Genomic DNA, 21,270 nt, shown 5'->3' on the forward strand with positions numbered 1-21,270 from the left:
TCGTCATGCGCCCTCAACTGGGGCTGGTTTCCGTGGCAGGGTGGAGCGGGCAAGCCTCAGGGGGCCAACAGAAGAGGGGGACCTGTGACCGTCGTCTGGATCAACGGCGCGTTCGGTGCGGGGAAGACCACCACCGCACAGGAACTGATCGAACTGATCCCGAACAGCACGCTCTTCGACCCCGAGGTCATCGGCGGAGCGCTCCGGCACCTGCTGCCGCCGAAACACCTCGCCGAGGTCGGCGACTTCCAGGACCTGCCGATCTGGCGCCGGCTCGTGATCGACACCGCCGCCGCGATGCTCGCCGAGCTCGGCGGGACCCTCGTGGTCCCCATGACCCTGCTGCGCCAGGAGTACCGGGACGAGATCTTCGGCGGCCTGGCCGCGCGCAGGATCGCCGTCAGCCACATCCTGCTCGCCCCGGCCGAAACGATACTGCGGGAGCGCATGGCGGGCCGTGAGGTGCCGCCCGACCTGCCCGACGGCGAGATGCGAATACGCCAGTGGTCCTCCGACCACATCGAGCCCTACCGCGCCGCCCTCGCCTCCTGGCTCACCGCCGACGCCCACCCCGTCGACACCAGCGACCTCACCCCGTACCAGGCCGCCGCCCGCATCGCCGAGGCCCTGAACAGCGGCTCCGTGCCCGTCTGCGACATCGTCCAGACACCCGAGCCCACCGCCGAGACACTCGCCGCCGGTGTGCTCCTCTTCGACGAACAGGACCGCGTGCTGCTCGTCGACCCCACCTACAAGGCCGGCTGGGAGTTCCCCGGCGGTGTGGTCGAGCCCGGTGAGGCACCCGCCCGCGCCGGGATGCGCGAGGTCGCCGAGGAGACCGGCATCCGCCTCGACGAGGTGCCCGGCCTGCTCGTCGTCGACTGGGAACGCCCCGTGCCCCCCGCCTTCGGCGGACTGCGCCTCCTCTTCGACGGCGGCCGACTCGACTCCGCGGAGGCCGGAGAACTGCTGCTGCCCGGCCCGGAGCTGCGCGGCTGGCGGTTCGTCACCGAGGAGGAGGCCGCCGACCTGCTGCCGCCCGTGCGCTACGAGCGGCTGCGCTGGGCCCTGCGGGCACGTGAGCGCGGCGCGGCGTTCTACCTGGAGGCCGGAGTCCCCGTCGGCTGACCCCGCGTCCCCCGCCCTTTACCCGGCCCGGGGGATTCCGAGGGAAAAGCAAGAGAAAACGCCGGCGGAGCCACTCCTAAGCGATTCCCAAGGAATCTCCCGCACTTCCTCACGCCGCGGGTAATCACCTTCCCCGCTCGCGTCAACACTTTTCCAGAACCGCAAACAATCCCTTTTCCGGCCCCTGCGCGGCTTGACCGGACTCGCGCCGCATTGCGAAAGTCCGCAGAGTCTCACGGCGGAAGTTTCCACCGCCACCCAATTTCCTTGCCCCAGGGGCAGATCCGGGATGTCCGTACGATGACCACGCACTACCAGCCGGTCGACACCGGCGACGGCACCGCGCCGCCGGCCGAGCCGTCGACGCAGGACCCCAGAGCCGGCGGCCCGGTCGTCGCCGGCCGCTCACCGGCCCGCATGGCCTGGCGGCGCATCAGGCGGGACAAGGTCACCCTGGCCGCCCTGGTGGCCACCCTCCTGTTCATCTCCGTCGCCCTGCTCGCGCCGGTCCTCACCGCGGTGTCCGGCTGGGGACCGATCACCCCCGACAACAAGGCGATCAACCCGGACACGGGCAACTTCCCCTACGGCTCCCTGGGCGGCATCAGCGCCGGCCATCTGCTCGGCGTCGAACCGGGCACGGGCTACGACCTGTTCGCCCGGGTCGTCTACGGCCTGCGCACCTCCCTGTACGTGGGATTCGCCTCCGCCGTGCTGTCCACCGCCGTCGGAGTCGTGGCCGGACTCGCGGCCGGCTACTTCGGCGGTTGGGTCGACTCGCTGCTGTCGCGGGTCATGGACGTCATGCTGGCGTTCCCGCAGCTGCTGTTCATCATCGCCCTCACCCCGGTGATCCAGAACGCCCTGCAGACCGACAGCCACGGCGGCACCGACGAGAACCTCCGCCTGCTCGTGCTGGTCCTGAACATCGCCGTCTTCGCCTGGGCGTACACCGCCCGGCTGGTGCGCGGACAGGTGCTGTCCCTGCGGGAGCGGGAGTTCGTCGACGCGGCCCGGCTGATGAGCGCCGGCCGGCGGCACATCCTCTTCCGGCAGCTGCTGCCCAACCTGTGGGCGCCGGTCCTGATCTCCTTCGCGCTCGCCGTCCCGCAGAACATCACCACCGAGGCGGCCCTGTCGTACCTGGGCGTCGGTGTCATCCCGCCCAACCCCGACTGGGGATCGCTGCTGTCGGACGCCTCCCAGTTCTTCCTCCAGGACCCGATGTACCTCTTCGTGCCCGGCGTCCTGCTCCTGCTGCTGGTCCTGGCGCTCAACCTCCTCGGGGACGGCGTCCGGGACGCCCTGGATCCCCGCGCCCGGCGCGGCTGACAAGCCACCCCCCGAGTTCCGGCCCGGCGGTCCCACACACAGGCGCCGTGCCCGTACTGAGAACGGAGTTTCCTCAATGACGCGCACCCCGCGCACCCCGCGCAGATCGCGCACGGTCGCCCTCACGGCCTCCGCCGTGCTGATCGCCCTGGGAGCCACCGCATGCGGAGGGTCCTCCGGCACCAGTGGCAGCGGCGCTCCCGGCAAGGGAGGCACCCTGACCATCCTGGACAAGGCGGACTTCGACCACCTCGACCCCCAGCGCGTCTACACGACCGAGGGTTCGAGCATGGACGAGGAGATCGTCCGCACCCTCACCGGCTGGGACGAGACGGGCTCCACCCCGAAGCTGGTCGGCGACCTCGCCACCGACACCGGAACGCCCTCCCACGGCGCCACCGTCTGGACCTTCCACCTCCGGCACGGCGTCAAGTACCAGGACGGCATCGAGGTCACCGCACCTGACGTCAAGTACGGCGTCGAGCGGTTCTTCTCCTCCGACATCAACGGCGGCCCGCCCTACGCCGCCCAATGGCTCGTCGGCGGCGCCGGCTACAAGGGCCCGTACCAGGGCAAGGAGCTCGGCTCCATCACGACGCCGGACAAGTACACGATCGTCTTCCACCTCGACCAGCCGGTGGCCGACTTCAACGAGACCACCGCGATGCCCGGCTGGTCCGCCGTGCCCAAGGCGCACGACACCGGCTCCACGTACGACACCAAGGTCTGGTCCGACGGGCCGTACATGATCAAGTCGTACACCAAGAACAAGGAACTCGTCCTCACCCGCAACACCCACTGGTCCCGGTCGACCGACCCGATCCGGCAGCAGAACGTCGACGAGATGGACGTGAGGTTCGGCCAGGACGAGTCGGCCATCGACCAGCAGATCAAGGCCGACGCGGGCACCGCCCGGACGTCGATCCAGCAGTGGCCGATCGCGGGCTCCGACCTGGCCCAGCTCGCCGGCGACCCGGCTCTGAAGAGCCGTTACTACAAGATTCCCGCACCCGGCATCAACTACCTCGCCATCAACACCACCCGCGTGAAGGACCTGAAGGTCCGCCAGGCCATCGAGTACGCCATCGACAAGACCACGGTCCGCGGCGCCTTCGGCGGTTCGGCCTACGGCGACTACGCCACGACCATGCTGAGCCCCGGCATCGGCGGCTACCGCAAGTTCAACCTGTACAGCACCAACCCGGCCGGCAACCTCGCCAAGGCCAGGGACCTGATGAAGCAGGCCGGCAACCCCAGGCCGACCATGTCCATCGCCGTGGAGAACACCCCCACCCAGGAGCACTTCGCCGACGCCGTGAAGACCGCGCTGGAACGCATCGGCATCCACGTCAACATCTCCCCGATCGACGCGGCCAACTACTTCAGCACCGTCAACAACACCAAGAACCAGTACGACCTGACCTGGGGCGACTGGATCGCCGACTGGCCGAACGCCTCCACGGTGCTGCCCACCCTCTTCGACGGCCGGCTGATCAAGAAGAACCCGCAGGCCAACCAGGACCTGTCCTATCTGGACGACCCGAAGGTCAACGCGCTGATCGACCAGGCGGCCAGGATGACCGACGTCAAGCAGCGCAACGCCGCCTACGGGCGGATGGACCAGCAGATCCTCAAGGACGCCGCCGTGGTCCCGCTGACGTACATGAACTTCAGCGACATGTCCGGCTCCGGGGTCGGCGGGGTCATCCCCGACACGATCCTGGCCGAGCCGAGCCTGGTCCACGTCTACGTCAAGCACTGACGGACGTCACTCCTTCGCACCCCGCCGGCGGCCCGGCCGCCGGCGGGCCTCCCCCTCACGTCAGGTCCCGGCACCCCATGCTTCGTTACCTCGTCAGACGCCTTCTGGCAGCGGCCCTGATCATGCTGGTGATCACCACGATCACGTTCTTCATCTTCTTCGCGCTGCCCTCCGACCCCGCGCTCCTGGCCTGCGGAAAGACCTGCTCCCCGTCCCGTCTCGCGGAGATCAGGCACTCGCTGGGCCTGGACCGGAGCTATCTCACCCAGTACGGGGAGTTCCTCAAGGGGCTGTTCGCCGGCCGCGACTTCGGCGACCAGAGCGTGCGGATCCACTGCGGAGCGCCCTGCCTCGGCGTCTCCTTCCAGACCGACACCCCCGTCCTGACCACCCTGCTGTCGGACTTCCCCGCCGACCTCTCCCTCGGTCTCGGCGCCGCCGTGGTCTTCCTGGTCCTCGGCGTCGGCCTAGGCACCGTCGCTGCGGTGCGCCGGGGCAGGGCGGCGGACAAGGCGGCGGTCGGACTGGCCCTGTTCGGCGTGTCGGTGCAGATCTACTTCATCGGCCTGCTCCTGCTGTACCTCTTCGTCGACAAGTTCCAGATCCTGCCGACCTCCGGCTACACCCCGATCACCGAGGACCCGGCCGGCTGGTTCCAGGGGCTGATCCTGCCCTGGACCACCCTGGTCATCGTCTACCTCGCGATGTACACCCGGCTCACCCGCTCCTCCATGCTGGAGGTCCTCGCCGAGGACTACCTGCGCACCGCCCGGGCCAAGGGCCTGCCCGCCACCACCGTCGTCCTCAAACACGGCCTGCGCGCCGCCGTCACCCCCATCATCACCATCTTCGGCATGGACGTCGGCTCCCTGATCGGCGGCTCCGCGGTCATCACCGAGTCGGTGTTCGGCATCAACGGCATCGGCAAGCTCGCGGTCGACTCCGTGCAGAACTCCGACCTGCCCGTCATCCTCGGCACCACCCTCTTCGCCGCGACGTTCGTCGTCCTCGCCAACGTCGTCGTCGACCTGGTGTACGGCCTCGTCGACCCGCGCGTGCGCCTCGCCTGAGCCCTTCCCCCGTCCTTAGGAACACCCGTGTCCGTTCAGACCTCACCGCATCCCGCCGGCCTCGCGCCCGAACCGGCGCCCTTCCTCGACGTACGCGACCTGCGGGTGCACTTCCCGACCGAGGACGGCCTCGTCAGGTCCGTCGACGGCGTCTCCTTCACCCTGGACAAGGGCCGCACCCTCGGCATCGTCGGCGAGTCCGGTTCCGGCAAGTCGGTCACGTCGCTGGCCCTGCTCGGCCTGCACAAGGGCACCCGTGCCCAGGTCAGCGGCGAGATCTGGCTGGAGGGCAGGGAACTCGTCGCCCTGCCCGAGTCCGAGATGCGCGAGCTGCGCGGTCGCACCGTCTCCATGATCTTCCAGGACCCGCTCTCCGCGCTGCACCCCTTCTTCACCGTCGGCTCCCAGATCGCCGAGGCCTACCGGGTGCACCACAAGGTCCCCAAGAAGGAGGCCCGGGACCGCGCGGTGGAGATGCTCAAGCGGGTCGGCATCCCGCAGCCCGAGCGCCGGGCCGGTGACTATCCCCACCAGTTCTCCGGCGGCATGCGCCAGCGCGCCATGATCGCCATGTCCCTGGTCTGCGACCCCGCCCTGCTCATCGCCGACGAACCCACCACCGCCCTGGACGTCACCGTCCAGGCACAGATCCTCGACCTCATCGGCGATCTGCAGGAGGAGTTCGGCTCCGCCGTCGTCATCATCACCCACGACCTCGGCGTGGTCTCCGACGTCGCCGACGACATCCTGGTGATGTACGGCGGCCGCCGCATCGAGTACGGCACCACCCGCGACGTCCTCAAGAACCCTCAGCACCCCTATACCTGGGGCCTGTTGCAGTCGATGCCGCACCTCACCGGCGACGTCGGCGAACGCCTCGACCCGATCCCCGGCACCCCGCCCAGCCTGATCAACCTGCCCGGCGGCTGCGCCTTCCACCCGCGCTGCGCCTACAAGGGCTGGGTCCCCGACGGGCGGTGCACCCGGGAGCGGCCCGAACTGCGTCTGCTCACCGGCAGCGAACGGCACCTCGCCGCCTGCCACCTGACCGACGAGGCCAAACAGGAGATCCGCGGCGGCGGCACCGACCCGGGCGACCACGCCGCGACCGCACGGAGCGCGCCGTGACGGCGGCGGACGAAAGGGAGCAAGCCGTGAGCACGACCCAGCCCGTGACCGGGCGGACCACCGATCAGCCCGCCGGGGAGAGCCTCCTGGAAGTGCGCGGACTGCAGAAGCACTTCCCCCTGCGGCAGGGCATCGTCTTCCAGCGGCAGGTCGGGGCCGTCCGCGCCGTCGACGGCATCGACTTCTCCGTCGGGCCCGGCGAGTCCCTCGGCCTGGTCGGCGAGTCCGGATGCGGCAAGTCCACCACGGGCCGCCTGATCACCCGCCTGCTCGAACCCACCGGCGGCTCCGTCCTGTTCGACGGCGAGGACATCACGCACCGGCCACCCGCACGGATGCGGGAAGCCCGCCGCAACCTCCAGATGATCTTCCAGGACCCGTACTCCTCGCTGAACCCCCGGCACACCGTCGGCACCATCATCGAGACGCCGATGCGGCTCAACGGCATCAACCCGCCCCAGGGACACAAGAAACGCGTCCAGGAACTGCTGGAGACGGTCGGCCTCAACCCCGAGCACTACAACCGCTACCCCAACGAGTTCTCCGGCGGCCAGCGCCAGCGCATCGGCATCGCCCGCGCCCTGGCACTGCGGCCCAAGCTGATCGTCGCCGACGAACCCGTCTCCGCGCTCGACGTCTCCATCCAGGCCCAGGTCGTCAACCTGCTCCAGGACCTGCAGCGGGAGTTCGGCATCGCCTTCGTCTTCATCGCCCACGACCTCGCCGTCGTACGGCACTTCTCCGAACGCGTCGCCGTGATGTACCTGGGCAAGATCGTCGAGGTCGCCGGCCGGGAGTCCCTCTACACCCGTCCCCGGCACCCCTACACCCACGCCCTGCTGTCCGCGGTGCCCGACGCCGATCCGGACGCCACCGAGCGGCGCGAGCGCATCCGGCTGGCCGGGGACGTGCCCTCGCCCATCGACCCGCCCTCCGGTTGCCGGTTCCGCACCCGCTGCTGGAAGGCCCGGGACAGGTGCGCCACTGAGGAACCGCCGCTCGCGCGCGCCGAGGGCAGCCCGGCCGGGCACCTCACCGCCTGCCACTTCCCCGAGGAGCCGACGGTCGCGGCCCGCGAGGAGGACATCGTCCTGGATCCGGCGCTCGGGTAGCGGCCCGGCTATCCCCGGGCCGCGTTCCGCAGCGCTCGGGAGACGTGTGCCGTCACCGGGTCCCCGTGGCCGAAGCACGCCATGCCCGGGTCCAGCTCCGCCAGCCGTACGCAGGCGGCGAGGACCCGGTCCCGGTCGAGGTTGAACACCCCGGGGATCACCGAGCCGTCCACCGGAGACGCCGCCACCGTGTCCCCCGTGAACAGCACGCCGTACCGCGGCAGATGGAGCGCGACGCTGCCGTGCGTGTGCCCGGGCACGTGCACCACGTGCGCCCCGCCGCCGACGTCCAGCACCTCGCCGCCGGCCAGTTCCGTGACCTCGGCGGGCCGGGCGAAGTCCCCGGCGGGCAGAAGCCGCACCGCCTGTTCGTGCAGCGGACGCTCCCAGTCCTCGAACACCGGCTCCGGGCCGGGGGCGTCACCCCGTACGAACGGCGCGTCCAGCCGGTGCGCCAGCACCTCGGCACCGCTGAGCGCGGCCAGTTCGGCCGCCCCGCCCACGTGGTCCTCGTGGAAGTGCGTGAGCACGATCCGCCGCACGGCCCGGGGGTCCGAACCCAGCGCGGTCACCGCCTCGGCGATCAGGGCCCCGGAACCCGCCGGACCGGCGTCGACCAGCGTCCACTCGTCCCCGTCACGCCAGAGATAGGCCTGCCCGACGGGGAAGCGCAGCAGGCGCAGACGCGGCAACAGCTCGATGACGTCCATGGGGCGACCGTAGAGAAGGCCCCCGTCCGGAGACGAGGGCCTTCTGCCGAGGGCAGAGCCGTCAGCTCGCCGCGTAGTTGCGCAGGAACAGCGCCTCCGCCACCGACAGCCGCTCCAGCTCCTCGGGCGACACGCTCTCGTTGACCGCGTGGATCTGCGCCTCCGGCTCACTCAGCCCGATGAGCAGGATCTCCGCCCGCGGGTAGAGCGCCGCGAGCGTGTTGCACAGCGGAATGGAGCCGCCCTGACCCGCGTACTGCATCTCCTGACCCGGGTACGCCACCGCCATCGCGTCCGCCATCGCCTGGTACGCCGGGCTGGTGGTGTCGGCGCGGAAGGCCTGGCCCTGGCCGATCTGCTCGGTGCGCACCCGGGCGCCCCACGGCGTGTGCGCCTCCAGGTGCGCCTGGAGCAGCTTCGTCGCCTCCGCCGCGTCCACGCCCGGCGGCACGCGCAGGCTGACCAGGGCGCGGGCGCTCGCCTGCACCGACGGGGTGGCGCCGACCACGGGCGGGCAGTCGATGCCGAGCACCGTCACGGCCGGCCGCGCCCAGATGCGGTCCGCGACCGTACCGGACCCGATCAGCTCCACGCCGTCCAGCACCTTGGCGTCCCGGCGGAACTGCTCCTCGTCGTACTGCAGACCGTCCCAGGACGTGTCCGGCATCAGTCCGTCGACGGTCGTCGAGCCGTCCTCGGCGCGCAGCGAGTCCAGCGCGCGGATCAGCGCGGCCAGCGCGTCGGGCGCGGCCCCGCCGAACTGGCCCGAGTGCAGATTGCCCGCGAGCGTGTCCACGCTCACCCGCACCAGCGTCATGCCCCGCAGGGTGGAGGTGACCGTCGGCAGGCCGACCCGGAAGTTGCCCGCGTCGCCGATGACGATCGTGTCGGCCTCCAGCAGCTCCGGATGCGCCTCGGCGTACCGCTCCAGGCCGCCCGTGCCCATCTCCTCCGAGCCCTCGGCGATCACCTTCACGTGCACCGGGACGCCGCCGTTCGCCTTCAGCGCGCGCAGCGCCAGGAGGTGCATGATCACACCGCCCTTGCAGTCGGCGGCCCCCCGCCCGTACCAGCGGCCGTCCCGCTCGGTCAGTTCGAACGGCGGGGTCGTCCAGCCGGCCTCGTCCAGCGGCGGCTGCACGTCGTAGTGCGCGTACAGCAGGACCGTCTTCGCTCCGGCCGGCCCGGGCAGGTAACCGTAGACCGACTGCGTGCCGTCCGGGGTGTCCAGCAGCGCCACGTCCTGGAAGCCCTCGGCGGAGAGCGCGTCCGCGATCCAGCGCGCGGCGCCCTCGCTCTCGCTGCGCGGGAACTGGTCGAAGTCCGCCACCGACCGGAAGGCCACCAGTGCGGCGAGCTCCTCCTTCGCCCGGGGCATCAGCGAGGCGACGGTCCCGGCGACCGGATGCGACGACATGGGCACGCTCCTTGTGGGTGCGACGTTGTAGCGGTGAGTGCTGTAGATCCTCCCACAGCGGTCCGTGACCAGGTCCGCCGTAGGATGCGGGAGACAGCAGCAGCGGGCGGCTTGATCGGGAGCAGTAGACCATCGTGAGCAGCGAGAACTCTTCGGCGGACGACGTGCGGCAGGTGTGGGACGTCGTCGTGGTGGGCGCGGGACCCGCGGGCGCTTCGGCCGCGTACGCGGCGGCGGTCGCCGGGAGACGCGTGCTGTTGCTGGAGAAGGCCGAGCTGCCGCGGTACAAGACGTGCGGCGGCGGCATCATCGGCCCCTCGCGCGACGCGCTGCCGCCCGGCTTCGAGCTGCCGCTCAAGGACCGGGTGCACGCGGTGACGTTCTCCAACAACGGCCGCTTCACGCGCACGCGGCGCTCCCGGCAGATGCTGTTCGGGCTGATCAACCGGCCCGAGTTCGACCAGCAGCTCGTCGAGCACGCGCAGAAGGCCGGTGCCGAGCTGCGGACGGGCGTCACGGTCCAGCGGGTCGAGCAGCACGGCTCGGCGGTGCCGGACCGGCGCACGGTCGCGGTCGTCCTCCAGGGCGGCGAGGTCGTGCTGGCGCGGGCCGTGGTCGGGGCCGACGGCAGCGCCAGCCGCATAGGGGCCCACGTCGGCGTCAAGGTCGACCAGGTGGATCTCGGCCTGGAGGCGGAGATCCCGGTACCGGACACGGTCGCCGAGGACTGGAAGGGACGGGTGCTCATCGACTGGGGCCCGATGCCCGGCAGTTACGGCTGGGTCTTCCCCAAGGGCGACACCCTCACGGTCGGGGTGATCTCGGCGCGCGGCGAGGGAGCCGCGACCAAGCGGTACCTGGAGGAGTTCATCGGGCGGCTCGGCCTCGCCGGCTTCGAACCGAGCATCTCTTCCGGGCACCTGACCCGCTGCCGGGCCGAGGACTCGCCGCTCTCCCGCGGACGGGTGCTGGTGTGCGGTGACGCGGCGGGACTGCTGGAGCCGTGGACCCGCGAGGGCATCTCCTTCGCGCTGCGCTCCGGCCGCCTGGCGGGGGAGTGGGCGGTGCGCATCGCCGAGGCGCACGACGCCGTGGACACGCGCCGGCAGGCCCTGAACTACGCCTTCGCGGTCAAGGCCGGTCTCGGCGTCGAAATGAGCGTCGGCAGGCGGCTGCTGACGGTGTTCGAGCGCCGTCCCGGACTGTTCCACGCGGTCCTGACGGGATTCCGCCCGGCCTGGAAGGCGTTCAAGGAGATCACCCAGGGTTCGACGTCGCTGGGCGAGATCGTCCGCACGCATCCGCTGGCCCAGCGGGCGCTGAGCGCGATGGACCGGCGACCGGCGGCGGGCGGCGAGGTCAGCGCGCCGGAGTGATCTCGAAGACCGGGTGGTCGGGGGCGATCCGGTGCAGCTCGGCCTCCGGGGAGCCGGGGCCGACGCCGTTGAAGAACACCCCGACCTCGGCCTTCCAGCGCTTGAGGTAGGCGCGCAGGATCGGCGCCTTGTCGGCGTCGGGCACCTCGGTCGCGGTGAACGGGTCCACGTTCTTGCCGAGGTGCAGTTCGCCGCCGCCCGCCGCGCGCATGTTGTGCGTCCACTGGACGTGACCGCGGGGCGCGACGAGGTACCGCCGGCCGTCCAGGGTCAGCACGTTGACCGGGGTGGCGCGCCACTGGCCGCTCTTGCGGCCGCGGACGGCGAGGACCCGGGAGCCCCAGACGCTGATGCCGCGGCGGGTCAGCCAGGCGACCAGGCGGTTGAAGACGTTCCGGGTGAACCAGCCGGGCTTCTTGACGTGTGCGGACATGGGTCCCCCTGAGTGTGAGGGGAGCGGTGCTCTCTTTTGTGAGCACTGCTCTCGCTGAGTGGGCCCAGTCTGCACGAGACCGCTGCCGCAAAGCAAGAGCAGTGCTCTCGTTTGTGTGCACCGCTCTCCTTCCGTGGCAGACTGCCCCGCATGAGCACCGCACACGGCGCCCGTGCCCGGGCCAGGATCGAAGTCACCGCGGCCATCAAGGACGAGGCGCGCAGACAGCTCGCGGCTGAGGGCGCCGCCCGGCTCTCCCTGCGGGCCGTGGCCCGCGAACTCGGCATGGCCTCCTCCGCGCTGTACCGCTACTTCCCCAGCCGTGACGACCTGCTGACCGCCCTCATCATCGACGCCTACGACTCCCTCGGCGAGCGGGCGGAGGCGGCCCACGCGGAGGTCGCCGGCGCCGGCCCCGCCCGGCGCTGGACCGCCGTGTGCGAGGCGGTGCGCGAGTGGGCCCTCGCCCACCCGCACGAGTACGCGCTCGTCTACGGCTCGCCCGTCCCCGGCTACACCGCCCCCCGGACCACCGTCCCCGCGGCCGCCCGCGTCGGCCTGCTGCTCATCGGCATCGCCCGCGACGCCCACCGGGGTCTCGGCCTGGCCCGGCCCGCCCTGCCGGCCGAGCTGCGCCCGGAGGCCGAGCGCATGGCCGCCGATCTCGCGCCGGACCTCCCGCCGGAGACCGTGACGGCCCTCGTCGCCGCCTGGGCCCAGCTGTTCGGGCTGGTCGGCTTCGAGGTGTTCGGCCAGTTCAACCGGCTGGTGGAGGACCGGGCGGCGTTCTTCCGCAACGCGGCGGGGCAACTCGCCCACGGGGTGGGTCTGGTGTATCCGCAGCGGGGTCCGGCCGCGTAGCGCCCGGCGCCCGGCCGGACTGCGTACTTCCCGGGGAGTACCCGTGATCACCCCTGCGCGGGGGACGCCGGCCCGGGCGGTGGCGTCTAGCGTGGCCGGTATGGACGAGCAGCGTGTGCGGGGCGGTCCGCCGCAGTGGTGGCGGCACGGGCCGCCCTGGTGGGACCGGTGGGCGGACGGGGAGCGTGCGCCCCGGTGGCCCTGGCGGTCCACCGCCGCCGTCACCGTCTTCGTGCTGGCCGGCTCGGCCTTCGCAGCGCACGGGCAGGAAGGCGAGCGGGCCGCGCTGGACCCCTTCGCGCGGGTGCTGCTGGTGGTGGCCGCGGGCCTGCTGCTGTGGCGGAAGCGGTATCCGGTCGCCGTGGTGTTCGGCACCGCCGGTGCCGTCGTGGTCTACCTCGGGGCCGGGTATCCCTACGGGCCGGTGCTCCTCACCGTCGCGTTCGCGTGCTTCAGCGCCATCGTCGCCGGGCACCGCCGGGCGGCCTGGGCGGCGATGGGGACGCTGTGGGCCGGGCACGTGCTCGTGGCGCACTGGCTGTACCAGTGGCTGCCGCCGTCGGGTGACTCCCCGGCCCCCTGGAGCGCCGAACTCGTCGTCGCCACGTGGGTGGTCGCGATCACGGCGGTGGCGGAGCTGTTCCGGGTGCGGCGCGAGCAGTGGGCGCGCGAACGGGCCGAACGGGCCGAGGCCGCGCGGCGGCGGGCGGACGAGGAGCGGCTGCGGATCGCCCGGGAGCTGCACGACGTCCTGGCCCACAGCATCTCCGTCATCAACGTGCAGGCGGGCGTCGGTCTCGCGCTGCTGGACAGCGACCCGGAGCAGGCCCGCTCGGCGCTGACCACGATCAAGGCCAAGAGCAAGGAGGCGCTCGGCGAGGTGCGGCAGGTGCTCGACACGCTGCGCGCGCCCGGTGCCGCGCCGCGCACTCCGGCGCCCGGCCTCGACCGGCTGCCCGAGCTGGTGGAGCAGGCGGCGAGCGCGGGCCTGACCGTCACGGTGGAGGGGACACCACCCGACCTCGCGCCCGGCACCGACCTCGCCGCGTTCCGCATCCTCCAGGAGGCCCTGACGAACGTCGTACGGCACTCCGGTTCACGCGACGCGCGCGTGCGCCTCGCGCACGACGCGGACGTACTGCGCCTGCGGGTGGACGACGACGGGCCCGCGACCGGCGCCGAGGCCGGCGGCAGCGGCAACGGGCTGGCCGGCATGCGTGAGCGTGCCGCCGCGCTGGGCGGCACGATCGAGGCGGGACCCCGCCCGGACGGCGGGTTCCGGGTGCTCGCCGTACTGCCGCTCAAGGTGTCCACCGGAGGCCGGCCCGCCCCCGGAACCACGTCAGGAGGACGACGGTGATCCGTGTACTGCTCGCCGACGACCAGTCATTGGTCAGGGCCGGGTTCCGGGCGCTGCTCGACGCACAGCCGGACATCGAGGTCGCCGCGGAGGCCGCCGACGGGGAGGAGGCCGTACGGCGGATCCGTGAACTGCGTCCGGACGTCGTCCTGATGGACATCCGCATGCCCGGACTCGACGGGCTGGCCGCGACCCGGCGGGTCACCGGGGACCCGGCCCTGCGGGACGTGAAGGTCGTCATGCTGACCACCTTCGAACTGGACGAGTACGTCTTCGAGGCGATCCGCTCGGGCGCCTCGGGCTTCCTGGTCAAGGACACCGAGCCGGACGAACTCCTGCGCGCCGTCAGGGCGGTGGTCGCGGGTGACGCGCTGCTCTCGCCGGGCGTGACGCGCCGTCTGATCGCCGAGTTCGCGGCCCGCTCCAAGGAACCCGCGGCGGCCGACGCCCTGGGCCGGCTCACCGAGCGGGAGCGGGAGGTGATGGCCCTGGTCGGGATCGGCCTGTCCAACGAGGAGATCGCCCGCCGCCTGGTGGTCAGCCCGCTCACCGCGAAGACCCACGTCAGCCGCACGATGGTGAAGCTCGGCGCCCGCGACCGGGCCCAACTGGTGGTGCTGGCCTACGAGTCCGGGTTGGTGCGGCCGGGCTGGCTGGGCTGATCCGCCGCCCGGAACCGCAGGAGCACACCGGCGACCCGGGCGACGAAGAGCACGGCCGCCAGCACCAGCCCGGCCCGCACCAGGAGCAGCTCCGCCGTGCCGGAAAGGTGGAACAGCAGCGCGGGCCCGGCCACGGCCCCGAAGACGACCGCCGCGGCGAAGGCGGCACTGCACAGCGCGTATCCGATCTCGACGGTGATCGCATCGCGCTCCGCCTGCGTGCGCCGTCCCCCGTGAGCAGTCATACGGCGAGTCAAACAGGCGTGTGCCCGGTGGGCAAGGCAGCCCGCCGGGCACACGCCGCGAGGCGGCCCCCCGGATCGCGCTAGTCGCGTACGGCGACGCGCTCCGCCTCCTTCGGGGTGGACACGGCGACCACCACGGACGGCCGGTCGCGGCGGGTCCGCAGACCGGTGAGGGTGATCAGCAGACCGGCGAGGGCGATGAGCGTGACGACCACCAGACCGGGCCGGTAGCTGTCGAGGACCGCCTGCGGGGAGGCGCCCTCGCCCGCGGGGGAGTTCACCGTCACCACCGCCGTCACCACGGCCAGGAAGATCGCGCCGCCCACCTGCACCGAGGTGTTGAGCAGCCCGGAGACCATGCCCTGCTCGTGGTCGTCGACGCCGTTGGTGGCCTGGATGTTGAGCGACGGGAAGACCAAGGCGCAGGCGGCGCCGATCAGCAGCATGCTGGGCAGGATCACCGCGGCGTACACCGGGTCGAGGTCGACGCGCAGGAACAGCGCGTATCCGACGACCATGAGCGCGAAGCCGGCCGCGATCAGCCGTGGGGTGCCGAACCGGTCCACGATCGCGCCCACCTTCGTCGAGGACGCCGCCACCAGCGCGCCCGCGGGCAGGAAGGCGAGGGCGGTGTGCAGCGCCGACCAGCCCAGCAGGGACTGCATGTAGAGCGTCGCGAGGAACTGGAAGCCCACATAGGAGCCGAAGAAGGTCATCGCGCCGAGCTGGGCGCGGATCTGGCTGCCGGAGCGCAGCACGCCCAGCCGGATCAGCGGACCGGCCGAGCGCCGCTCGACCAGGACGAACGCGGTCAGCAGCACGGCCACGGCGAGGAAGGACAGCAGGGTGCGGGCCGACGCCCAGCCGGCCTCCGGTGCCTGGACGACGGTGAAGACCAGCAGCAGCATCGAGGCGGTGCCGAGGACGGCGCCGGGGATGTCGTAGCCGTCGTGGTCCTTCTCCCGTTCGCTGCGCGGCAGCAGCTTCAGGCCGGCGGCGAGCGCGAGCAGGGCGATGGGCGCGGGCAGCAGCATGGTGAGGCGCCAACTGGCCTCGGTGAGCAGGCCGGACAGGACCAGGCCCATGGAGAAGCCGGTGGCCGCGCAGGTGGTGTAGATGGCGAGCGCCCGGTTGCGCAGCGGGCCCTCGGGGAACGTCGTGGTGATGATGGACAGGCCGGCGGGGGCGGTGAAGGCCGCGCTCAGGCCCTTGATGAAGCGGCTGGCGATGAGCAGCGGGCCGGAGTCGACGAGACCGCCGAGCAGCGAGGCCAGCGCGAAGACGCCCAGGGCCACCAGGAAGACCTGGCGCCGGCCCAGCAGATCGGCCGTGCGTCCGCCGAGGAGCAGCAGGCCGCCGTAGCCGAGGATGTAGCCGCTGACGATCCATTGCAGCGCGGAGGTCGACAGGCCGAGGTCGGCGCCGATGGACGGCAGCGCGACGCCGACCATCGACACGTCCAGGGCGTCCAGGAACATCGCGGCGCAGAGCACCAGCAGGGTGCCCCAGAGCCGGGGGGTCCAACGTCCGTCGGACGTCGGGGTGGTGAGCGGAGAGGTCATGCCGGACACGCTACATGCGCATGCATGGAATGCAAGTGCATTTAATTCGGATGCAATAAATCGGGTTCTCTGTTACGGTGCCGCGCATGGCGGTGACGCAGGCCGAACAGGCGCTCGTGGAACAGTGGCGCGACATCCTGGCGCTGCACGCGCGCACCCAGTGCGAGCTGGACCGCGCGTTGCACGGCCACGGCCTGTGCGCCAGCGACTTCGAGGTGCTGGACGTCCTCGCCCGCCGCCGGACGCAGAGGGGCGGGGCGGCCTACCGGGTGCAGGAGATCGCCGAGCGGGTGCACCTGAGCCAGAGCGCGCTCTCGCGGCTGGTCGCCCGGCTGGAGAAGGACGGGCTCGTCGAGCGCTGCATGTGTCCCGAGGACCGGCGCGGCGTACGGGTCTCCCTCACGGCCGAAGGGCGTGCGCTGCACGGCGAGGTACTGCCGGTGCAGCGCGCGGTGCTGGCGCGGATGCTCACGGACGGCTGAGCCCGGACGGCACGCCGGACCGGACCGGCCCGGCCATCGAATGCGGGCCGGTCAGATCGCCGACGTCTCCCGCCACAGATCGGCGAGCGCCGGGTCGCCGGTGACCGACGGCAGGGGAGCCCGGTTCCACAGGGCCAGGTACAACTGCGCGGCCGGGCCGGACAGTTCGCATTCGGCCTCCCCGGACGCGCCCCGCTCGGTCACGGGCGGCTCCGGGGACAGGCGTACGGTCCATACCGCGTCGGTGTCGTCCGTGCGCACGCGCAGCACGCGCGGCTCGGGGGTGCGCACCCGGCTGCGGGGCCGGGCGTGGAAGCCGCGCAGCAGTTCGTCGATGCCGTCGGTCGCGAACAGGGGGGAGACGGCGGTGGGTTCGCCGCCGCGCGCGGACTCCGCGTCGAAGCGGTGCACGGTCGTCTCGTGCGCCTGCCGCCGGGTCCAGAAGGCCAGCGGGGACGGCGCGGGCAGGAAGGCCCAGCAGTCCAGGTCGGCCGGGGCGCTCGCCAGGGCGTCGACGAGACGGCGGTGGCTGTCGCGGTACCAGGCCACCAGCTCCGCCCCGTCGGGACCGGTCGGTTCGGTCAGGGGCAGGCGCTCGGTGTGCCGCTCGACGAGGTACGAAGCGGCCCAGCGATGCACCGCCCCCGTGTGCCGCAGCAGATCGCCCACCTGCCACCGGGGGCAGGTGGGCACCTTGGCGTCCGTCCCGGCCTGCTCGGCGGCCGCGGCCAGCAGCTCGCCCTCGGTCCTGAGCGCTCGGAGGAACTCGGCGGTCTCCATGGGGGCGAGTCTGCCGCACGGGGTACGCGCCCCGCGCCGGGTTTTTACGGCAGCGGGGTGCCGCCCGTGGCGTTGACGATCTCGGCGGTGATGTACGAGGCCTCCTGCGAGGCCAGGAAGACGTACGCCGGAGCCATCTCGGCCGGCTGAGCGGGCCGTCCGATGGGCGCCTGCTTGCCGAAGGTCTGCGTGTCCGGCAGCGTCGCCGGGATCAGCGGCGTCCACACCGGGCCCGGCGCCACGGCGTTGACGCGCACGCCCCGGTCGATCACCATCTGCGCGAGGCCCTGGGTGAACGTGACGATGGCGCCCTTGGTCATCGCGTAGTCCAGCAGGTGCGGACTGGGCTTGTAGGCCTGCACGGACGTGGAGTTGATGATGCTGCCGCCCTCCGGGATGTGCGGCAGGGCCATCTTGCACAGCCAGAACATGCCGTACAGGTTGGTGCGCAGCACGCGGTCGAACTGCTCGGTGGAGATGGCCTCGATGCCGTCGGGCTGCGACATCTGGTACGCCGCGTTGTTCACCAGGACGTCGATCCGGCCGAACTCCTCCACGGCCCGGTCGATCAGGGCGCGGCAGTTGTCCTCCTCGCGGATGTCGCAGGCGACGGGCACGGCACGCCGTCCGGCCTCCTGGACCAGCCGGACGGTCTCGGCGGCGTCGTCCTTCTCGTCGTCGAGGTGGGTGAAGAGCACGTCGGCGCCCTCGCGGGCGAACGCCAGGGCGACCGCACGGCCGATCCCGGAGTCCCCGCCGGTGATCACGGCCTTGCGTCCGTCGAGCCGGCCGCTGCCGCGGTACGACTCCTCACCGTGGTCCGGGGGCGGGTCCATAGGCCCCGTCCAGCCGGGGTGCGGCTGGTCCTGGGAGGGAAACTCCGGGTTGGGGTGCTGCTCGCCGGGGTGCTGCTGTTCGGTCACGGGTCTTCCTCCTGGTGATGACGTACGGCCCGGTGATCACATCGGGCCTGGCCACGGGTACCCAGGATCGCGACGGTGCCGATCTCTTCACGGGCAGGAAGTCCGAGCGGGTCCGCCGTTCACCCGGACGGCGGCACGCGGATCATCCGCCGGCCCGGCCGGCGGGCCGCGCGACCAGCGCCCCGACCGCCGCCGCCACCGCGGCCAGCAGCGCCACGCTGGTCAGCGCGGCCGGCAGTGTGAACCAGTCCGCCATGAAGCCGATCGCGGGCGGGCCGAGGAGCATCCCCCCGTAGCCCAGCGTGGAGGCCGTGGCGACTCCGCTCGGGCCGGCCAGGGCCCCCGCCCGCTCGACCGCCACGGGGAAGAGGTTCGCGAGGCCCAGGCCCGTGACCGCGTAGCCGAGCAGCGCCGCCCACAGCGAGGGCGCCAGAGCGCCCAGCAGCATGCCCGCCGCCGCGGTGGTGCCGCCGGCGACGACGGTCCGGGTCCGCCCCAGGCGTTCCAGCAGGGTCGTGCCGGTCAGCCGCCCGACCGTCATGGCGAGCGCGAAGCAGGAGTAGCCGGCGGCCGCGGCACCGGCGGAGGCGCGCAGGTCCTGTTCCAGATGCAGGGCGCCCCAGTCGGCCAGCGCCCCCTCGCCGTACGCGGTGCACCCGGCGATCAGGCCGAAGACGAGCACCAGGACCCGCGTGCGGCCGTCCGGGCGGCGCGGGGCGGTGTCCCCGGGGCGCTCCCGCTCCGGAGGTGCCGGCGGCTCGTGCCGCAGCAGCGTGGGGCCCGCGGCCGCGGTCACCACCAGCCCGACGACCGTGAGCAGCAGCAGGTGCCGGGTGGGGGAGAGGGACCCGGCGACCAGCCCGCCCAGCCCCGCGCCGATCATGCCGCCCAGGCTGAACGCGGCGTGGAAGCTCGGCATGATCGGCCGCCGCAGCGCGGCCACCAGCTCGACGGCGGCGCTGTTGAAGGCGACGTTGATCCCGCCGTACGCGGCACCGAAGAGCAGCAGGACGAGCCCGAGCGCGAGGGCCGAACGGGTGAGCGGCGGCAGGGCGACGCTGAGCGAGAGCAGGACCGCGCAGACGACGGTGACCCGGTGGTTGCCGTAGCGGCGGCACAGCCGCCCGGTGAGGGTCATGGTGACGACGGCCCCCGCGGAGACGCCCAGCAGGGTGAGGCCGAGGGCACTGGCGGAGGCGTTCGTCTGTTCCTTGATCGCGGGGATCCGGACGACCCAGCCGGCGAAGACGAAGCCGTCCAGGGCGAAGAAGACGGTGAGGACGGCGCGGAGCCGGGTGAGGGAGTCGCCGTTGCCCGGCACGGCACTGTGCGTTCGGGATTTGTTTATCTGCGGCACAAACTCAGGCTAGGTGGGTGCGGCCCCGGGGACAAGGTGCGAGGCTTGGACGGTACGCATCCGCCGAAGGAGCTCCGGAGGGCACGATGGGACGTGACGTGCCGGCCCTCGTGTTCACACGAGAGGACCGCCGCCGGTACCGGGAGAAGATGCACACCGACCTCGAGGTGCTGGCGCGGATGCTGCGCGAGTCCGGCTTCGAGAGCGAGCGTCCCCGGGTCGGCCTGGAGATCGAGCTCAATCTCGTGGACGACCACGGGCTGCCGGCGATGCGCAACACCGACGTGCTGCGGGCGATCGCCGACCCGGCCTGGTCCAGCGAGCTGGGCCGCTTCAACCTGGAGATCAACATCCCGCCCCGGGAGCTGACGACGGGCGGCCCCGGCGACTGGGAGCAGGCGATCCGCGACGCCCTCAACCATGCCGAGGACCGCGCCGCGGCCGTGGGAGCCCACCTGATCATGGTGGGCATCCTGCCCACCCTGGGGGAGTCCGACGTGAGCGAGGCGGCCCTCTCCGGGGACCCCCGCTACCGGCTGCTCAACGAGCAGATCTTCGCAGCGCGCGGCGAGGACCTGCGGATCACGGTCGACGGGGTGGAGCGCCTGTCGACGTACGCCGACACCATCACCCCCGAGGCTGCCTGCACCAGCACCCAGTTCCACCTCCAGGTCGCCCCCCGGGAGTTCCCGCACTACTGGAACGCCGCCCAGGCCATCGCGGGCGTGCAGATCGCCCTCGCCGCCAACTCGCCCTTCCTGTTCGGCAAGGAGCTGTGGCGCGAGACGCGCATCCCCCTGTTCGAGCAGGCCACCGACACCCGTCCCGAGGAGATCAAGGCACAGGGAGTGCGGCCCCGGGTGTGGTTCGGGGAGCGCTGGATCACCAGCGTCTTCGACCTCTTCGAGGAGAACGTCCGCTACTTCCCGGCCCTGCTGCCGCTGTGCGAGGACGAGGACCCGCAACGGGAACTCGACAACGGCCGGGTCCCGCAGCTGGGCGAACTCACCCTCCACAACGGCACGATCTACCGCTGGAACCGCCCCATCTACGCGGTCACCGACAGCGGTCCGCACCTGCGCATCGAGAACCGGGTGCTGCCGGCCGGGCCCACGGTGGCGGACATCATCGCCAACGGCGCCTTCTACTACGGCCTGACCCGCGCCCTGGTCGACGAGGACCGGCCGGTGTGGACCCGGATGTCCTTCTCGGTCGCCGAGGAGAACCTGCACACCGCGGCCCGCGACGGCATCGACGCCCGCCTGTACTGGCCCGGGGTGGGCGAAGTGCCCGTCACGGAACTGGTGTTGCGCCGCCTGCTGCCCCTGGCCCACCGGGGCCTGGAACTGGCCGGCATGGACGCCGAGTGGCGCGAACCGCTGCTCGGCATCATCGAACAGCGCTGCGTCACCGCCCGCAACGGTGCGCTGTGGCAGGCGGAGACGGTGCACCACCTGGAGAAGGCAGGTATCTCCGACCGGCGTGAGGCACTGCGGCAGATGACCAGGACGTACATGGACTACATGCACATGAACGCGCCCGCGCACACCTGGCCGGTGGACTGACGGGA

General features: G+C 72.0%; 20 protein-coding genes. 12 read left to right on the forward strand and 8 right to left on the reverse strand.

All coding sequences use genetic code 11. The features are described from left to right. Positions 1-84 precede the first annotated feature (84 nt). The 6 genes from ACIGAQ_RS25575 (at position 85) to ACIGAQ_RS25600 (ending at position 7,532) form a co-directional block, all read left to right on the forward strand. Complete coding sequence (locus ACIGAQ_RS25575) at positions 85-1,128, forward strand: NUDIX domain-containing protein (RefSeq protein WP_362278888.1); 1,044 nt, start codon at positions 85-87, stop codon at positions 1,126-1,128. Between the two features lie 300 nt (positions 1,129-1,428). After that, positions 1,429-2,460 (forward strand): ABC transporter permease, encoded by a 1,032-nt coding sequence (locus ACIGAQ_RS25580; protein ID WP_362278889.1) that lies wholly within the window; start codon positions 1,429-1,431, stop codon positions 2,458-2,460. 76 nt (positions 2,461-2,536) lie between these two features. Beyond that, the gene (locus ACIGAQ_RS25585) at positions 2,537-4,222 is read left to right on the forward strand and encodes an ABC transporter substrate-binding protein (RefSeq protein ID WP_399786483.1); all 1,686 of its coding nucleotides are present in this window, start codon (positions 2,537-2,539) and stop codon (positions 4,220-4,222) included. Between the two features lie 77 nt (positions 4,223-4,299). After that, positions 4,300-5,292: an ABC transporter permease gene (locus ACIGAQ_RS25590; protein ID WP_362278891.1), complete on the forward strand. Its 993-nt coding sequence runs from the start codon at positions 4,300-4,302 to the stop codon at positions 5,290-5,292. Positions 5,293-5,319: 27 nt separating this feature from the next. After that, positions 5,320-6,420 (forward strand): ABC transporter ATP-binding protein, encoded by a 1,101-nt coding sequence (locus ACIGAQ_RS25595; protein WP_399786486.1) that lies wholly within the window; start codon positions 5,320-5,322, stop codon positions 6,418-6,420. Between the two features lie 26 nt (positions 6,421-6,446). After that, positions 6,447-7,532, forward strand: a complete 1,086-nt coding sequence (locus tag ACIGAQ_RS25600; protein WP_399786489.1) for an ABC transporter ATP-binding protein — start codon at positions 6,447-6,449, stop codon at positions 7,530-7,532. 8 nt (positions 7,533-7,540) lie between these two features. On the opposite strand, the gene ACIGAQ_RS25605 is transcribed toward ACIGAQ_RS25600, so the two are convergent. Together ACIGAQ_RS25605 and ACIGAQ_RS25610 are read right to left on the reverse strand one after the other, a co-directional pair. Next, positions 7,541-8,242, reverse strand: coding sequence for an MBL fold metallo-hydrolase (locus ACIGAQ_RS25605; RefSeq protein ID WP_362278894.1), 702 nt, complete (start codon positions 8,240-8,242; stop codon positions 7,541-7,543). Between the two features lie 61 nt (positions 8,243-8,303). Beyond that, positions 8,304-9,659 (reverse strand): dipeptidase, encoded by a 1,356-nt coding sequence (locus ACIGAQ_RS25610; RefSeq protein ID WP_399786493.1) that lies wholly within the window; start codon positions 9,657-9,659, stop codon positions 8,304-8,306. A gap of 134 nt (positions 9,660-9,793) precedes the next feature. Between ACIGAQ_RS25610 and ACIGAQ_RS25615 the strand changes: the two genes are divergently transcribed. Next, the gene (locus tag ACIGAQ_RS25615) at positions 9,794-11,035 is read left to right on the forward strand and encodes a geranylgeranyl reductase family protein (RefSeq protein ID WP_311681906.1); all 1,242 of its coding nucleotides are present in this window, start codon (positions 9,794-9,796) and stop codon (positions 11,033-11,035) included. On the opposite strand, the gene ACIGAQ_RS25620 is transcribed toward ACIGAQ_RS25615, so the two are convergent. Then, entirely contained in the window at positions 11,019-11,468 is a 450-nt protein-coding gene (locus ACIGAQ_RS25620; RefSeq protein ID WP_399786496.1) for a nitroreductase family deazaflavin-dependent oxidoreductase, read from the reverse strand. The genes ACIGAQ_RS25615 and ACIGAQ_RS25620 overlap by 17 nt on opposite strands. 150 nt (positions 11,469-11,618) lie before the next feature. Between ACIGAQ_RS25620 and ACIGAQ_RS25625 the strand changes: the two genes are divergently transcribed. The 3 genes from ACIGAQ_RS25625 (at position 11,619) to ACIGAQ_RS25635 (ending at position 14,351) form a co-directional block, all read left to right on the forward strand. Then, the gene (locus ACIGAQ_RS25625) at positions 11,619-12,329 is read left to right on the forward strand and encodes a TetR/AcrR family transcriptional regulator (protein WP_399786499.1); all 711 of its coding nucleotides are present in this window, start codon (positions 11,619-11,621) and stop codon (positions 12,327-12,329) included. Between the two features lie 100 nt (positions 12,330-12,429). Next, positions 12,430-13,689, forward strand: a complete 1,260-nt coding sequence (locus ACIGAQ_RS25630; RefSeq protein ID WP_311681903.1) for a sensor histidine kinase — start codon at positions 12,430-12,432, stop codon at positions 13,687-13,689. Then, positions 13,686-14,351 (forward strand): response regulator transcription factor, encoded by a 666-nt coding sequence (locus ACIGAQ_RS25635; RefSeq protein ID WP_311681902.1) that lies wholly within the window; start codon positions 13,686-13,688, stop codon positions 14,349-14,351. The genes ACIGAQ_RS25630 and ACIGAQ_RS25635 overlap by 4 nt, the downstream gene beginning before the upstream one ends. Here ACIGAQ_RS25635 and ACIGAQ_RS25640 read toward each other — a convergent pair. Continuing rightward, positions 14,312-14,596 carry a DUF6332 family protein gene (locus tag ACIGAQ_RS25640; RefSeq protein WP_399786504.1) on the reverse strand — a complete coding sequence of 95 codons (285 nt, stop codon included), beginning with the start codon at positions 14,594-14,596 and terminating at the stop codon, positions 14,312-14,314. The two genes, ACIGAQ_RS25635 and ACIGAQ_RS25640, sit on opposite strands and share 40 nt — an antisense overlap. 80 nt (positions 14,597-14,676) lie before the next feature. Beyond that, positions 14,677-16,158, reverse strand: a complete 1,482-nt coding sequence (locus ACIGAQ_RS25645; RefSeq protein WP_399786507.1) for an MFS transporter — start codon at positions 16,156-16,158, stop codon at positions 14,677-14,679. An 86-nt stretch (positions 16,159-16,244) separates the two neighbouring features. Between ACIGAQ_RS25645 and ACIGAQ_RS25650 the strand changes: the two genes are divergently transcribed. Continuing rightward, on the forward strand, positions 16,245-16,640 hold the full coding sequence (locus tag ACIGAQ_RS25650) for a MarR family transcriptional regulator (protein ID WP_311681897.1): 396 nt from the start codon (positions 16,245-16,247) through the stop codon (positions 16,638-16,640). 51 nt (positions 16,641-16,691) lie between these two features. On the opposite strand, the gene ACIGAQ_RS25655 is transcribed toward ACIGAQ_RS25650, so the two are convergent. The 3 genes from ACIGAQ_RS25655 to ACIGAQ_RS25665 form a co-directional block, all read right to left on the reverse strand. Next, on the reverse strand, positions 16,692-17,420 hold the full coding sequence (locus tag ACIGAQ_RS25655) for a maleylpyruvate isomerase family mycothiol-dependent enzyme (protein ID WP_311681895.1): 729 nt from the start codon (positions 17,418-17,420) through the stop codon (positions 16,692-16,694). 44 nt (positions 17,421-17,464) lie between these two features. After that, positions 17,465-18,343, reverse strand: a complete 879-nt coding sequence (locus ACIGAQ_RS25660; protein ID WP_311681892.1) for an SDR family oxidoreductase — start codon at positions 18,341-18,343, stop codon at positions 17,465-17,467. Between the two features lie 142 nt (positions 18,344-18,485). Continuing rightward, positions 18,486-19,664, reverse strand: a complete 1,179-nt coding sequence (locus ACIGAQ_RS25665; protein ID WP_399786513.1) for an MFS transporter — start codon at positions 19,662-19,664, stop codon at positions 18,486-18,488. Positions 19,665-19,786: 122 nt separating this feature from the next. Between ACIGAQ_RS25665 and ACIGAQ_RS25670 the strand changes: the two genes are divergently transcribed. Beyond that, positions 19,787-21,265: a glutamate--cysteine ligase gene (locus tag ACIGAQ_RS25670; RefSeq protein ID WP_399786516.1), complete on the forward strand. Its 1,479-nt coding sequence runs from the start codon at positions 19,787-19,789 to the stop codon at positions 21,263-21,265. The last annotated feature ends 5 nt before the right edge of the window (positions 21,266-21,270 follow it).

The organism is Streptomyces sp. NPDC085932 (assembly GCF_044540525.1).
GTDB classification, from domain to species: Bacteria; Actinomycetota; Actinomycetes; order Streptomycetales; family Streptomycetaceae; genus Streptomyces; species Streptomyces levis.

Excerpts from the sequence above, each read along its gene's own strand:
- ACIGAQ_RS25650 (WP_311681897.1), top strand. The coding sequence starts at position 16,245 with ATGGCGGTGACGCAGGCCGAACAGGCGCTCGTGGAACAGTGGCGCGAC.
- ACIGAQ_RS25670 (WP_399786516.1), top strand. The coding sequence starts at position 19,787 with ATGGGACGTGACGTGCCGGCCCTCGTGTTCACACGAGAGGACCGCCGC.
- ACIGAQ_RS25630 (WP_311681903.1), top strand. The coding sequence starts at position 12,430 with ATGGACGAGCAGCGTGTGCGGGGCGGTCCGCCGCAGTGGTGGCGGCAC.
- ACIGAQ_RS25655 (WP_311681895.1), bottom strand. The coding sequence starts at position 17,420 with ATGGAGACCGCCGAGTTCCTCCGAGCGCTCAGGACCGAGGGCGAGCTG.
- ACIGAQ_RS25620 (WP_399786496.1), bottom strand. The coding sequence starts at position 11,468 with ATGTCCGCACACGTCAAGAAGCCCGGCTGGTTCACCCGGAACGTCTTC.
- ACIGAQ_RS25605 (WP_362278894.1), bottom strand. The coding sequence starts at position 8,242 with ATGGACGTCATCGAGCTGTTGCCGCGTCTGCGCCTGCTGCGCTTCCCC.
- ACIGAQ_RS25610 (WP_399786493.1), bottom strand. The coding sequence starts at position 9,659 with ATGTCGTCGCATCCGGTCGCCGGGACCGTCGCCTCGCTGATGCCCCGG.
- ACIGAQ_RS25590 (WP_362278891.1), top strand. The coding sequence starts at position 4,300 with ATGCTTCGTTACCTCGTCAGACGCCTTCTGGCAGCGGCCCTGATCATG.
- ACIGAQ_RS25625 (WP_399786499.1), top strand. The coding sequence starts at position 11,619 with ATGAGCACCGCACACGGCGCCCGTGCCCGGGCCAGGATCGAAGTCACC.
- ACIGAQ_RS25640 (WP_399786504.1), bottom strand. The coding sequence starts at position 14,596 with ATGACTGCTCACGGGGGACGGCGCACGCAGGCGGAGCGCGATGCGATC.
- ACIGAQ_RS25585 (WP_399786483.1), top strand. The coding sequence starts at position 2,537 with ATGACGCGCACCCCGCGCACCCCGCGCAGATCGCGCACGGTCGCCCTC.
- ACIGAQ_RS25645 (WP_399786507.1), bottom strand. The coding sequence starts at position 16,158 with ATGACCTCTCCGCTCACCACCCCGACGTCCGACGGACGTTGGACCCCC.
- ACIGAQ_RS25580 (WP_362278889.1), top strand. The coding sequence starts at position 1,429 with ATGACCACGCACTACCAGCCGGTCGACACCGGCGACGGCACCGCGCCG.